The organism is Polaromonas sp. P4_F9 (assembly GCF_056401235.1).
The window spans coordinates 304,617-319,225 of record NZ_JBFUJT010000001.1; the positions used below are offsets into that span (position 1 = coordinate 304,617).

The window sequence follows — 14,609 nt, forward strand, 5'->3', positions numbered from 1 at the left end:
TGTGAAAACGACTCCCATCGAACGGCTGGAGTCCTTAAGTCCCTACGCCAGGAAAGTTATTTTTTCCCAGCGCGATGAGCTGCAGGAGCCCATCCGCGCGGAGCTCTTCGGCGCGCAGCGGTTTGAGCAGCACGGCCGCAGCTTGGCGGCGGCGCAGGCCGTGCGGCCCGCCGGCAGCCCCGACCGCGGGCCGCCCTTTTTCCCCCGCGTGAAGGAAAACATCGCCGCGCTTCGCCAGGCCTACGACTACATCGCCCTGACCTCGCAAAGCGGCCATTACGTGACACCTGCTGCCGAGTGGCTGCTCGACAACTTTCACCTGATTGAAGCGCAGCTTCAGCAGATCCAGGAGGGCGTTCCCCACCGCTACTATGCGGACCTGCCCAAACTGGCCGACAAGCCGCTGGAAGGCCTGCCGCGCGTCTACGGCATCGCCTGGGCCTATGTTGCACACACCGACAGCGTGCTCGACCCGGTGCTCTTCACGGCTTTCCTGCATGCCTACCAGGAGGTCAGCGAACTCACCCTGGGCGAACTCTGGGCCCTGCCTACCACCCTGCGCGTGGTGCTGCTGGAAAACCTGCGGCGCATGGCCGACCGGATTGCCTGGAACAAGGTCGCACGGGAAGTCGCACACGCCGTCTGGGATTCGGCCGATACCATGAGCGTGCAGGCGCTCGATGAGCTGCACCAGCGTCTGCAAAGCCGTGGCCTCGAACGCGGCTACCTGACCCAGCTGTGGCAGCGCATGCCCGCGGAACAGGTGGATTCCGCCGTTCCCCTTGTCGGCTGGATAGAACACCACTGCCCCGATGGGCTGGGCCTGATTGGCGAGGGGCAAACCAGCCAGGTCGCGGCCAACCTCACGGTCAGCAACATCATCACCACGCTCAGGCTGATTGGCCAGGTGGAATGGGCCGAACTGATTGAGCCAGTGAGCCATTCGCTGCAGGTCCTGCGCCGGTTGCCCAGCTTTTCCAGGGAAAGCGAGATGACGCGCCAGCAGATCACGCGGGCGATGGAAAGGCTGTCCCAGCAAAGCGGCCGCTCCGAACGTGCCGTGGCCGAAGCCGTGCTGGCGGCCGCCCGGCAGCCCAACAATTCAATGGTCGCGCGAACGGCAGGCTACTACCTGATGGGGCCTGGCCGCCCGCTGCTGGAAGCGGCGCTGCGCCCGCCCGGCGCACCTCTCAAAGCACTGCCGGCCAGACTGACGCGGCGCGCCTGGCGCCTGCCGCTGTATGCCGCGGTCTGGCTGGCCGGCACGGTAGCCGCTCTCTGGTGGGCCGTGCCTGCGCCTGCCGCCATGCACTGGACGGGCTGGGTGGCTGTATTCCTGATGGCGTGGCCTGCCTCCGAAGCCGTGGCCTCACTGATTCACCGCTTGATTGCGGAGTCGACCCGCATCCAGCCGATGGCCCGCCTTGACTTCAGCGCCGGCATTCCGGCCGAGCACCGCGTGCTGGTGGTGATTCCCGCCATGCTCAGTTCCACCGCCTCCAACAACGAACTCGTGCACCGGCTCGGCCTGCATTGGCTGGCCAGCCGCGAAATCCACGCCCAGTACGCCCTGCTGACAGACTGGGTCGACGCGGACACGCCCACCCTGCCTGGTGACCAGGCCCTGCTCGATGACGCCCTCGCCAGGTTGCGCGCGCTCAACCGCCGCTACCCGCCCGCCGCCGGCGCGCCCCCCCGTTTTGTGCTGCTGCACCGCCCGCGCAGCTGGTCGCCCACAGAACGGCGCTGGATAGGCTGGGAACGCAAGCGCGGCAAGCTCGAAATACTGCTGCGGCAACTGGCCGAGGGCTCGGCATCGACGTTTGTGCCGGTCAGCCCCGACATGCGCCTGGCAGACGGCGCGCGCTATGTCCTGACGCTGGACAGCGACACCACCCTGCCCGCGGGCGCCCTGCGGGAACTGGTCTCCATCGCCGCCCATCCGCTGAATGCGCCGCAGATTGACCGCAAAGGCCACCGCGTGACCGCGGGTTACGGCATCCTGCAACCGCGCGTGGTGACACCCCTGTCGGCGCACCATGAGCGTTCACCATTTCATGCGATGTTTGCGGGCCAGTGCGGCCTGGACCCTTACGGCAGCAGCGCCTCCGACCTGTACCAGGATGTGTTTGGCCAGGGGACGTTTACCGGCAAGGGGCTGCTCAATGTGGCTGCGGTTCATGCGGTGCTGGACCAGCGGCTGCCGGAAGGCGCGGTTTTGAGCCATGACCTGCTGGAAGGCAGCATCACCCGCTGTGGCTATGTCAGCGACGTCGTCCTGCTGGAAGACCATCCCCATCACACCGGTGTGGCGGCATCGCGCGTTCATCGCTGGACACGGGGTGACTGGCAGCTGCTGCCCCTGATGCTGCGCGCCCGGCACTTCGGTATTGACGCGCTGGGTGTGTGGCGCATGACGGACAACCTGCGCCGCTCGCTCGTCGCACCCGCTGCACTGGCGCTGCTGGTGTGGGTGATCTTCACCGGTGCCCTTTCGCTGGTGACCACCCTGGCATTCGTCCTTTCCGCCTACCTGGCCGGACCGTTGATGGGGGCGCTGGCAGGTTTGGTGCCCACGCGCCGCGGCATTGCATGGCTTCATTTCTTCCATGTAGGCTTGCGCGAGGTGGCACGCAGTTTTGCGGCAAGCGCCTGGCAGTTCAGCCAGCTCGCGGTTCAGGCCGGCCTGATTTCCGACGCGATTGCGCGGGCCCTGTGGCGCATGGCCGTCAGCCACAGGCACCTGCTCGAATGGACCATGGCGGTGCAGGCGCAGGCGTCGGCGAAATACACGATGGGCGCCTTCCTGCGCCGCCACGCGGCGGCGTCGCTTCTTTGCGCGGGGCTGGCAGTGGCCGCGTGCTGGAGCCCGCATCCCTGGGCCGGCGCCGCCCTGTTCCTGCTGTGGGCCATGGCGCCCCTGACCAGCTGGTGGGCCAGCAAACCGGCGGCACGCCCGCTACGGCTGACGCTCGACGCCAGGGACCGGGACTACCTGCATCAGCTGGCCCGGCAGACCTGGCAGTTTTTTGAGCACTGCGTCGGGCCCGAAGACAACCACCTGCCGCCGGACAACCTGCAGCTGTTGCCCGAGCCGACGATCGCCCACCGCACATCGCCCACCAACATCGGCCTGTACCTGCTGGCCACGGCATGCGCGCACGAGTTTGGATGGATCACCGTCGCCGACCTCCTCACGCGGCTGGAAGCCACGCTCGGCACGGTGGAGCGCTTGCCCAAGCACGATGGCCATCTGTTCAACTGGTATGAAACGCGCACGCTGCAGGTGCTGCTTCCCGCCTACGTGTCGACCGTGGACAGCGGCAACCTGGCGGGCCATTTGCTGGCCACTGCGCAGGCATGCCGGAGATTGCTGGCCCCCACGCTTGTCGCTGCGCGTGCCTTCGGCGTAGCGCTGCCCCTTTCATCAGGAAACGGGGCTGAACTTGCTCGGGGCGACCCTTCGCTGCATTCGATGGCCCCCACGCCTGTCGCTTCCTTGACCGCGGAACAGGCCGCCAGCCTGAACTATCTTGCCGATCGCTGCGAGCGCCTGTGCATGGCGATGGACTTCAGGGGTCTTTACAGTGCCAAGCGTCACCTGTTTCATATCGGCTTGCGCGTGCACGAGCAGGCGCTGGATGCCAGCTACTACGACCTGATGGCATCCGAGGTCAGGCTGACGAGCTTTCTGGCGATGGCCAAGGGCGACATACCGCGGCGCCACTGGCTGGCACTGGGGCGCGCCTTCCTGACGGTCGGCATCACGCCCGGACTCAAGTCATGGTCAGGCTCCATGTTCGAGTACCTGATGCCCTCGCTGGTCATGACCGAACCCGACCAGGGCCTGCTGCATGTCTCTGGCCTCGCGGCGGTCAAGGAGCAGCAGGCTTTTGGGAGGGCAAACCACCTGCCCTGGGGAGTCTCCGAGTCCGCTTATCTGGCGCAGGACCACACCCTCGCCTACCAGTACGCGCCCTTCGGGGTGCCGCGGCTGGCCCTGCGCCGCACACCCCCCGGTGACCGGGTCGTGGCGCCGTATGCCAGCGTGATGGCAGCCATGTTTGCCCCCCGGCAGGCGGTTGCCAACCTGCGCCGGCTCGAAGCGCTCGGCGCGCGCGGAGACTGCGGCTTCATGGATGCGGTAGACTTCACGGTCTCCCGGCAGCCGGCGGCGCAGGCGCTCAGCGTGGTCTACAACTTCATGGCGCATCACCAGGGCATGTCGCTGGTGGCGCTGTGCAATGTGCTGTGCGACGAGGCGCCGCGCCGCTGGTTCGCCTCAGCGCCGCTGGTGCAGGCCCACGAGTCGCTGCTTCATGAACGCACACCGCGCCAGATCATCGAGAGTGCCGATCCGCGCACCCTCCCGGAGCCTGACTTGATCGAGGAGGGGCCCCTTTACCAGTCGCGCGATGTGGATCCGGCGGCAACCGGCTGGCAGCCGACGCAGCTGCTGTCCAACGGGCGCTACAGCGTGGCACTGCGCGCCAGTGGCGCAGGCGTGAGCCGCTGGCACGCGCAAAACCGCACGTACAACATCACGCGCTGGCGCGACGACCTCCTGCGCGACGAGTACGGCACGTTCATTTACCTTCGCACCGAAGGTCAGGCACGCGCCTCATCCCTCACGTACCACCCCGCGCCGAATCCCGACTGGCATTACTCGGCCATGTTTCTCGCGGATCGGGTCCAGTTTGACGCCATGTCGAATGACCTGGAGGTGACGACCAGCGTGCTGGTGAGTCCGGAGGACGACACCGAGATCCGCACGGTCACGCTGCACAACCTCTCCACGGCCACGGTCACGCTGGAAGTGATTTCATGCCTTGAGGCGGTGCTGACCGATCCACGCGCCGACGAGGCCCACCCCGCCTTCTCCAACCTGTTTGTGCAAACCGGGTGGCATCCCGAGTGGCGCGCCCTGATCCTGTCGCGCAAACCCCGGCTGCAGGAAGATCCGGGCATGGCCATGGCGCATTTCCTGGCCGATTCCGATGCCAATGTGCGGGCCATCGACTTCATCGCCGACCGGCGCACCTTCCTCGGGCGCAACCATGTGCCCGGACAACCCGCATTGCAGGCGCAGGCCAGGCAGGCCGATGGTTCCCCCGTCAATGGGCTCGACCCCGTCGCGGGCCTGCGCGTGCGGGTGCGCATCCAGGCCGGTGGTGTTGCGCGGCTGACTTTTGCGACCGCCGCCGCGGAAACGACCGAGGAGCTGGAGCCGCGCATCGACAAATACCTGCAGACCATGCACGTGGAGCGGGCCACCCGGATGGCCGCCACGCTGGCGCAGGTACGTCTGCGCGATCTGGGAACGGATCCGGAAGAAAACGAGGCCCTCCAGGATCTCAACACGGCGCTGATGTACACGGCGGCACGTCCCGGGAGCGATCGCGGCCCGGTGGACCAGCGCCAGCTCTGGCGCTTCGGCCTGTCGGGCGACAAGCCCATCGTGCTGGTGCGCATTCACTCCAGCATCGGACTGGGTCTCGTGCGTGCCCTGCTGCGCGCCCAACCCTGGTGGAGCTTCTGCGGCCTGGCGACCGACGTGGTGATCCTCAACAGCGAGGTCAACTCCTACCTGATGCCCCTGCAGCAGAGCATCCTCGCCCTGCGCGACCATACCCTCCAGCAGGCGGAAAACAGCTTTCCGCGCAGCGATGTCGCTGGTTTCTTCCTGCTGCGCGACCACGAGGTGGCACCATCCGAAAAGGCTGCGCTGTCCGGTCTGGCGCGCATTACCCTCGTCGCAGACGGGCGACCCCTCCAGCAACAGGTGGCAGCCTGGAAGGACCTGGCCGGGCCAACGCGCCGGAGCCCGCGCGCCGCCATGCCCCTGCTCGAAGTGGCGGAAGACCCCCCGTCCGCGCAACCTGTCTCGCCTGTTTCGCTGCAGGCGCCCGCAGGGCGCTTCGACGCCGCCACCGGAGAATTCCAGTTCGACGTCGATCACCAGCACCGCCCGCCGCGCCCGTGGATCAACGTGATTTCGAATCCGTCCTTCGGTTTTCAGGTGTCCGAAGCGGGCGCCGGCTACACCTGGGCAGTCAACAGCCGCCTGCATCAACTCACGCCGTGGTCCAACGATCCGGTGCGGGATCCCGGTTTTGAACACTACCTGCTGCAGGACCTCGATACGGGAAAGCCGCTCGCCCTGAGCCCCTCCACCGAAAGTGGTTCACAGCAGGCGTTCCGCGTGCGTCACGGCCAGGGCTACACCGTGTTTGAATGCCTGCACGGCGAGCTGAAGGTGGAAACCACCTTCTTTGCCGACCGCAATGATGCCGTCAAGATCGTGCGGGTGCGGCTGCACCAGCAGGGCGCCGGCAAGCGCCGTCTGCGCGCGCTGGCCATGGTGGAGTGGCAGATGGGCGCGGCACGCCACGACCGGCGTACCGTCCATGCATGGAAAGCCCAGGATCTGCCCGCCGTGCTGGCGCAGCAGCGCGAAGGCCGTGCCGGCTTCGGCGGCAACAGTGCCTTTTTGTCGCTGACCGGCCTGCCCGGTCCACTGCAGTGGACGTGCGACCGTCGCGAATTTTTTGACACCGCCGGCGGCCTGGTGCTGCCCGGCTTGCTGGGCCAGCAGACCGGGAGTGGCGTAGACCCCTGTGCGGCGCTCGCCGGAGAGTTCAACCTGTCCGCCGGCCAGAGCCTGGACCTGTGCTTCATGCTGGGTCATGCCGGCGATGCCGCAGGCGCCGAGCAACTGGCACGCACCTGGCAAGTCAGGGATGTGGACGAGGCGCTGGCGGGTGTCAAGACCTTCTGGACTGGCCTGCTCGGCAAAGTCGAGGTACGCACCCCCGACCCACTGTTTGACGCGCTGGTCAACCGCTGGCTGCTCTACCAGACCCTCACCTCGCGTCTTTGGTCCAAGGCGGGCTTTTACCAGGCTGGCGGAGCGTTCGGGTTTCGCGACCAGTTGCAGGACGCAATGGCCTTTGCGCTGATCGAACCGCAACGGCTGCGCGAGCAGATTCTTCTCAACGCCTCACGCCAGTTTCCCGAGGGCGATGTGCAGCATTGGTGGCACGCACCCGGCGGCGAAGGCGTGCGCACGCATTTTTCGGACGACCTGCTGTGGCTTCCCTATGCCTGCGCGCACTACATTGCAATGACGGGCGATGCCGGCATTCTTGACGAGAACGTGTTGTTTATTGAAGGGGCGGCCATACCCGACGGCGCGGAAGACGCGTATTACCCGCCCAAGGCCAGCGGTGAAACGGCGTCGGTCTTTGAGCACTGCGCGCGCGCCATAGACCGCAGCCTCGCGGTGGGCGCTCACGGCCTGCCCCTGATGGGCACCGGTGACTGGAACGACGGCATGAACCGCGTGGGCCATGAGGGACGCGGCGAATCCGTCTGGCTGGCCTGGTTTTTGTGCAGCGTGGTCGCGCAGTTCAGCCCCCTGGCGGAAACCCGGGGCGAGCGGGCCCGCATGGACCGCTGGAACACCAGCCGCGAGAGCTGGATCGCGGCACTGCACCGCGATGGCTGGGACGGGGAGTGGTTTCGCCGCGCCTTCTTTGACAACGGCGCACCCCTGGGTTCATCGGCCAATGAAGAGTGCCGGATTGACCTGATTGCACAGGCCTGGTCGGTGCTGTCCGACGCCTCCAGCCCACCCTACACCGTGCCGGCGCTTCAGGCCATGAATCGCGAACTAATAGACCCCGAGGCCGGCCTGCTGCGCCTGCTGCACCCGCCGTTCGCTACCTCGGAAAACAATCCGGGCTACATTCAGGCCTACCCCCCCGGCATCCGGGAAAACGGCGGGCAGTATTCGCACGCCGGCGTCTGGGCCCTGATGGCGCAAGCGAAAACAGGCGACGCCGAAGCGGCCTGGGAAAGCTTCAAGGCGCTGAGCCCCGCCCACCGCAGCCGTCACCCCGAACGCGGCCCGCAGTACGAGATCGAACCCTATGTGATGGCGGGCGATGTGTACAGCGCCGCGCCCTATGTCGGCCGCGGCGGCTGGAGCTGGTACACGGGTTCCGCCGCTTGGCTGCACAGGGCCGCGCTGGAAAACCTGATCGGCCTGCAGGTGCGCCAGGGCGAATTTTGCATGTCACCCTGCCTGCCGGCCCACTGGCCTTCGGTGGAGGTAACGCTCAGGCTGCAGGACCGCGTCATCCACATACGCTGGCAGCGCGCCGGCGTCGCAACCGACGGCGATTTCAAGCCCGAATACACGGTGCAGCCCGGACAGTGGCTACCGCTCGCGGCGCTGGGCCCACGCACTGCGCTGCTCGTTCAGGAGGGTGCCGTGACCAACGCCCCATTCACATCAGCGGCTGTTTACAGCTGACACGTTGCACGGGATCAGGGGTCCATTCCCGCCATTGCCGGGCCGGCGCATCCGGCCATGGCGAGGTCAGCCTTGATCCGGCAGGTCGGTTTGCGCCGCCTTTTCGCGGGTGTAGGCCGCGTGCAGATGTGCCGGCGTGGCGGACTTGCGGCGCATGCGGATATTGAGCATCTCCACCGACAGCGAGAATGCCATCGCAAAGTACACGAAGCCCTTGGGTACGTGGTACTCAAAACCTTCCGCAATCAGCACCACACCGACAACGACCAGGAACGACAGCGCCAGCATTTTGATGGTCGGATGGTCAGACACAAAGCGCCCGATGGTGCCGGCAAACAGCATCATCAAGCCGACCGAGACGATGACGGCGGCGATCATGACGGGCAGGCTGTCCACCATCCCCACGGCGGTGATGATGGAGTCCAGCGAGAACACCATGTCCACCACCATGATCTGCACAATGACGGCGGCAAACGTGGCTTGCACCGCACTGGAGGCGTGGCCTTCCTCGCCTTCCAGCGACTGGTGAATTTCCCCGGTGCTCTTCCAGATAAGGAACAGGCCGCCACATATCAGGATCAGGTCACGTCCTGAAATTTCCTGGCCGATCACGGTAAAAACCGGCGCTGTCAGACCCACAATCCACGACAGCACCATGAGCAGCCCGACACGAATGAACATCGCCATGAACAGACCCAGACGGCGCGCCAGTTCTTGCTGCGCCTTGGGCAGCTTGTCGACCAGAATCGAGATGAATACGATGTTGTCAATGCCCAGCACCAGTTCCAGCGCAGTGAGCGTGGCAAAGGCAATCCAGGCTTGCGGGTCGGTGAGCAGTTCCATCATGGCATGGCCTCTTTCTTTTTTTCAATGATCCAGCGCGGCCATGTAGCGACCGCAGAAGTTTTACACCAGTAGGGGCCGCGGGACTGGCTTTGCCAGATCGCAAGCGCAGCGGCCCCCTCGGGGGCAGGGAGCTACACGCAGTGAGCGACCGTGGGGGCTCTTCACCCCAGCCGGGGCCGCGGGACTGGCTTCGCCAGACCGCAGGCGCAGCGGCCCCCCCGGGGGGCAGGGAGCTACACGCAGTGAGCGACCGTGGGGGCCTCATTTCTAAGAGCCCAGAAACTCGCCAATGGGCTTGAGGTCATCGATCCGGTCGCACACGGACTTGACGATCATCAGAATCGGTATGCCGAGCAGCAATCCCCAAACGCCCCACAACCAGCCCCAGGCCAGCAGACCGACAAACACCGCCACCGGGCTCAAGCGGCTGGCGCGGCTGGTGAACCAGGGGGTGAACAGGTTGCCCACCAGCATGTGGATGAACAGCGAGGCGCTGGCCACCACGATCGCCATGTCGAGCGAACCAAACTGCAAAAACCCCACCAGCCCCGACGCGCCCGCCGTCACCAGCGAACCCACATAAGGCACGAGGTTCAGCACGCCTGCGGCAATGCCCCACACCGCCGCGTTGTCCAGTCCAACGATCAGCAGGGCCAGCCAGGTCAGCACGCCCACCAACGCACTGGCCAGCAGCTGCACCTGCAGGTAGCGCTGGATCTGCCCGGTGATCTCATGCAAGGCCTGTAGCGTGATTTTCTTGCTGCTGAAGCTGGGCGTCAGCTTGATCAGCTTGCGGCGGAAGGTGTCACCGGAGATCATCAGGAAGTAGGTCAGGAAAACCACCACGGTGAACTGGCCTATCAGCGTGAGCAGGCCCAGGGTGCCTGTCCACAGATAGTCCCGCACATTGAACGTTGCCGTCTCAACGACGACCCGCATGGCGCCCCGGGATGATCCGGCAGAGGCTGCACCACTTTCACGCGCTGCCTGTTCGATCTGGGAAGCGGCTTTCTGCACGTTTTCCAGGGCACCGTCTGGCTTGCCATCACGCATTTTGACCGCCTGCCTGAACTTTTGCGCCGCCAGCGGCAACGACTCCAGCAACCGGGAAGCCTCATCGCGCAGCGAATACGCGGTCGAGCCGATCGCGCCCAGAATGGCCAGCAGCAGCACCGCGGCGCTGAGCCAGCGCGGCACGCGTTTGAGCTCCAGCCAGTTGACCACGGGCGACAGCGCATAACTGAAGAGGAGACCCAGCATGACGGGAATAAAGACCGCCTTGGCCCAATGAAGCATAAACAGGCTGGCCAGAATCGCCAGGATCACCAGCGAGACACTGCGGATGTCTACCGGCATGTGCAGCAGCAGCCGTTCCGGCTCCGGCAAAAGCGCCGCCTCCGTCTCGGCAAGCGGCGTATCTTTTGCGGCTTCTTCAGTCATTGTTGCTCCTCATGGACCCCACAGCTGCAGGCTTTGCCCGTCGTACCGGCGAAAACTCGCGGAAAAACCCACGGAAAACCCGCGTGGAGCAGTCCCCGTCATCGTTATGCCTCCATTGGGCCTGAACAACCCGCCTGTCGGCGTAGGACGCAGGCACCGGAAGGAATCAGCAGCCGCCCCCGGTGCCGCCAGCCCCGAACCGGCCCGCCCGTCATCCCGCGATGGCTTCACGCACCGCACTGAGCTGGCGGCGCGACACGGCCAGCAATTCGTCGATGCCGTTGAGCCGCACCGCCCAGCCTTCGCCTTCCTCGGGATCAAAATGCTTTTCGAGCGCGCGCACCGCGCGCCGCGCGATCAGCGCATTGCGGTGTATGCGCATGAACTGCGCGGCATGGCGCTCTTCCAGCTCGCTCAGTGATCCGTCCAGGATGTAGCTGCGGCTGGCGGTACGCACCGTGATGTATTTCAGCTCGGCCTTCAGGTAGAGCACCTCGGCCAGCGGCACGCGCTCCGTGCGCCCCCGATCCTGGATGATGAGCATCTCCCGGGATGCATCCGCCTGCGGTCCCGGTACGGTCTGCGCAAGCCGGCTCACCTTCTGCAGCGCCTGCTGCAGGCGTTCCAGTCGTACCGGCTTGGTCAGGTAGTCGATGGCTTCCAGCTCGAAAGCCTGCACGGCATGCTCGGAATGCGCCGTGACAAACACCACGGCCGGCGGCCGGGGCAGGGCCGCAATGGTGCGGGCCAGCGCCATGCCGTCAACGCCCGGCATGCGGATGTCCAGCAATACCGCGTCGAAGCTGTCCTGCCGCAGGGCGTTCATGGCCTGGACTGCATCGCAGGCTTCCGCGGCCACCACCGCCTGCGGCGCCGTACAGTCACCCAGCAGCGTGCGCAGGCGCGAGCGGGCGAGTGCTTCATCATCAACCAGCAGTACCTTGAGTTTCATGCAGGAATCTCCAGCCTGACCTGAAATACACCATCCTTGAACACGGTCTTGAACTGTGCCTGCACATCATGCAGCAAAACCAGGCGCTCGCGCACATTGGCAAGCGCCAGCCCGTTGCCGCGCTCCCCCACCCCGGCCGGCGTCGAATTGATCACCTTGATCACCACCTTGCCGCCGCGCCTGAGGGTGCTTATCCGGAGTTGCGCCCCGCTGGCGCTGGGCTCCACGCCGTGCTTGACGGCATTTTCCACCAGCGGCTGGAGCAGCAGCGGCGGCAGTTTGGCCTCATCGGCGCTGGCGTCCAGGCTCCACTGCACCTGCAGGCGATCACCAAAGCGGATCTGTTCTATCGCCAGGTAGCGCTGGGCCAGCGCGATTTCCTGCCCCAGCGTCACGGACTCGGCCGGATCGGCCAGCGCATGGCGAAACAGCTCGCTCAGGTCCTCCAGCACGGCCTCGGCCTTGGCCGGCTCGGCACGCACCAGCGCAATGGCGCTGTTGAGTGTGTTGAACAGGAAATGCGGCCGGATGCGTGACTGAAGCTCGGCCAGCCGCGCGGCGGTGGCTGCCGGCGTGCGCGCCTTGGCGCGCCAGAACAAACCCGCCAGCACCATGGCCGACAGCAGGGCGCCCGAAGCGGCGCTGGCCCACCATGGCGCTGGCTGCAGCAGCCCTATCAGTGCCAGCAGACCGCAGCCATAGAGCCCGGCAGCCGCACCCAGTGCCATGCCGGCCAGCCACTGCGACGAGGTATCCAGCCGGTTCAGCCGCGACTTGAGCGCGCAAATGGCGATCAGCCAGGCCAGGGTGGCGGGCAACACGCCGCCGGTCAGCAGCGAAAACCGCAGCAGCCAATCCATCGGGTGGTTGGCGCCAAACATGGCGCCAACCCCTGCCACCGCCTCCACAAACAGCACCGCGCGCAGCACCACCCCGACATGGCAGGCATCAAACATGCTGGTGCGCACCGGCGGCCACGCCACCACCTCTTCGTCGGCGGGAATAAAGCTTCCCAGCAGCGTGGACTCCCCGAAGGTCTGTGGATCAGGCAAAGGCTTCATCGTTTGTGCGGGCGTTCTCGGGGTTATTCGGGTTTATGGCAGTGTCTTGTCGCGGAACGCGGCATGGCGGTCAGTCACAGATAAAATCACCGGAAACGAGTATGGCACCGGCCGTGGCCTTCCAGCCCGGGTTGAAACCCGATTTAAACCCGGCCGCGCCGAATACCTGCGAATACCTGCCCAGAATAGCGCACCTGGCGCCCTAACCCATGGCGCGCGGCCCCGCAGCCCTGCCGCGCAACCGCCCGAAAGAAAGCCCGACGTGAATCAATTCGACAAAAAATCCCAAGCCTGGTCAGCCCTGTTCTCCGAACCCATGAGCGATCTGGTCAAGCGCTACACGGCCAGCGTGTTTTTTGACAAGCGTCTCTGGCAGGCTGACATCACCGGCTCGCTGGCCCACGCCGACATGCTGGCCGCGCAAAAGATCATCGCGGCAAGCGACCTCGCCGCCATCCAGAAAGGCATGGCGCAAATCACCGCTGAAATCGAGGCGGGCACGTTTGAATGGAAACTGGACCTCGAGGATGTACACCTCAACATCGAAGCGCGCCTGACCCAGCTGGTGGGCGATGCCGGCAAGCGCCTGCACACCGGCCGCAGCCGCAATGACCAGGTTGCTACCGATGTGCGCCTGTGGCTGCGCGGCGAGATTGACCTCATCGGAGGCCTGCTCGGTGACCTGCAAAAGGCACTGGTCGACATTGCCGAGAAAAACGTCGACGTGATCCTGCCCGGCTTCACCCACCTGCAGGTGGCGCAGCCGGTGAGCTTTGGCCACCACATGCTGGCCTATGTGGAAATGTTTGCGCGGGACGCCGAACGCATGGCCGAGATCCGCCAGCGCGTCAACCGGCTGCCCCTGGGCGCTGCCGCCCTGGCCGGCACCAGCTATCCGCTGGACCGCGAGCGCGTGGCCAAAACCCTGGGCATGGTGGACGAGCAGGGCCGCGCCTGTGTCTGCCAGAACAGCCTGGACGCCGTGAGCGACCGCGACTTTGCCATCGAATTCACCGCTGCCGCCACCCTGGCCATGGTGCACATCAGCCGCATGAGCGAGGAGCTGATCTTGTGGATGAGCCAGAACTTCGGCTTCATTCACATCCCCGACCGCTTCACCACCGGCTCGTCCATCATGCCGCAGAAGAAAAACCCCGACGTGCCCGAACTCGCCCGCGGCAAGACCGGCCGCGTGGTCGGCCACCTGATGGGCCTGATCACGCTGATGAAAGGCCAGCCGCTGGCCTACAACAAGGACAACCAGGAAGACAAGGAGCCGCTGTTCGACACCGTCGACACGCTGAAAGACACGCTGCGCATTTTTGCCGAGATGGTGGCTGGCATCACCGTCAAGCCCGAAGCCATGGAAACCGCCGCGCTGCGCGGCTACGCCACCGCCACCGATCTGGCCGACTACCTGGTGAAAAAGGGCCTGCCCTTTCGCGATGCGCATGAAACGGTGGCGCATGCCGTCAAGGCCGCCATCTCGCATGCGGTGGACCTGTCAGAGCTGCCGCTGGCGGTGCTGCAGCAGTTCAACCCGAGCATCGAAAAAGACGTGTACGACGCTTTAAGCCTGCGCGGCTCGCTCAATGCCCGAAACATCCTGGGCGGCACGGCCCCGGCCCAGGTGCGGGCGCAGATTGCAAGGCATCGCGCCCGCCTCGCCTAAGTTCTGGCTAAGGTGTACTTTGTAGACTGAACAGCTACGAAGGACACAACAATGCGTTATGTGACACCCCCGTCCAGGCTCACTGCGTGTAGCCTGCTCCCCCCTCAAGGGGGCGGCGCCTGCGGTCTGGCAAAGCCAGTCCCGCGACTCCCACTGGTTGTACCCGCTGGAACTCTTCAACCCAGCATGAGCCGCGGAACCGGCTTTGCCGGGCCGCAGGCGGGCGGCCCCCGAGGGGCTGGAGCCCGCGGCTCCAAGCCTGCCTGCGCAGGCTTGGACGGGCGACAGAGGCGAAGCGTCTCGCGAGCCGCGGCCTGCAAG

At 65.6% G+C, this 14,609-nt stretch carries 6 protein-coding genes; 2 read left to right on the forward strand and 4 right to left on the reverse strand.

The window, feature by feature from the left end; translation table 11 throughout:
- Window position 1: 1 nt before the first annotated feature.
- Entirely contained in the window at window positions 2–8,317 is an 8,316-nt protein-coding gene (locus AC1DUB_RS01460) for a glycoside hydrolase family 94 protein (protein ID WP_477727979.1), read from the forward strand.
- Between the two features lie 66 nt (window positions 8,318–8,383).
- Here the strand turns inward: AC1DUB_RS01460 and AC1DUB_RS01465 are convergent, their stop codons facing one another.
- The 4 genes from AC1DUB_RS01465 to AC1DUB_RS01480 all read right to left on the reverse strand — a co-directional run bounded on the left by AC1DUB_RS01465 (window position 8,384) and on the right by AC1DUB_RS01480 (window position 12,616).
- On the reverse strand, window positions 8,384–9,163 hold the full coding sequence (locus AC1DUB_RS01465; RefSeq protein ID WP_477727980.1) for a TerC family protein: 780 nt from the start codon (window positions 9,161–9,163) through the stop codon (window positions 8,384–8,386).
- Window positions 9,164–9,430: 267 nt separating this feature from the next.
- Window positions 9,431–10,603, reverse strand: coding sequence for an AI-2E family transporter (locus AC1DUB_RS01470; RefSeq protein WP_477727981.1), 1,173 nt, complete (start codon window positions 10,601–10,603; stop codon window positions 9,431–9,433).
- Between the two features lie 211 nt (window positions 10,604–10,814).
- On the reverse strand, window positions 10,815–11,555 hold the full coding sequence (locus tag AC1DUB_RS01475) for a LytR/AlgR family response regulator transcription factor (RefSeq protein WP_477720320.1): 741 nt from the start codon (window positions 11,553–11,555) through the stop codon (window positions 10,815–10,817).
- A complete protein-coding gene (locus AC1DUB_RS01480; RefSeq protein ID WP_477727982.1) occupies window positions 11,552–12,616 on the reverse strand; it encodes a sensor histidine kinase in 1,065 nt (354 codons plus the stop codon). The genes AC1DUB_RS01475 and AC1DUB_RS01480 overlap by 4 nt, the downstream gene beginning before the upstream one ends.
- Window positions 12,617–12,878: 262 nt before the next feature.
- On the opposite strand from AC1DUB_RS01480, the gene argH reads away from it, so the two are divergent.
- On the forward strand, window positions 12,879–14,288 hold the full coding sequence (gene argH, locus AC1DUB_RS01485) for an argininosuccinate lyase (protein WP_477727983.1): 1,410 nt from the start codon (window positions 12,879–12,881) through the stop codon (window positions 14,286–14,288).
- Window positions 14,289–14,609 lie beyond the last annotated feature (321 nt).